Source organism: Streptococcus oralis (genome assembly GCF_001075875.1).
Lineage (GTDB): Bacteria > Bacillota > Bacilli > Lactobacillales > Streptococcaceae > Streptococcus > Streptococcus oralis_I.
This window is the reverse complement of sequence record NZ_JUOS01000200.1, coordinates 1-243: the sequence shown is the minus strand read 5'-3', so window position 1 is coordinate 243 and position 243 is coordinate 1. Positions and strand designations below refer to the sequence as shown.

Genomic DNA, 243 nt, shown 5'->3' with positions numbered 1-243 from the left:
TTAAAGCTATATTGTTGACCATCGATTTCTTTGGTTCCTGTAACCATCTCTCCATCTTTCGAATCAAGATAGTACCAATCACCAGCATATTTAATCCAGCCTTTTTTCAGTTCACCACTTGATGCATAATAGTACCATTTGTCATTTTCTTGTTTCCAGCCAGTAACCATAGCACCACTATCTTTAAAGCTATATTGTTGACCATCGATTTCTTTGGTTCCTGTAACCATCTCTCCATCTTTC

General features: G+C 37.0%; 1 pseudogene. It reads right to left on the bottom strand.

Annotated elements, in window-relative coordinates:
- Positions 1-230: pseudogene (locus ADM33_RS10355) on the bottom strand (choline-binding protein D); the annotation flags it as partial.
- Between the last annotated feature and the right edge of the window lie 13 nt (positions 231-243).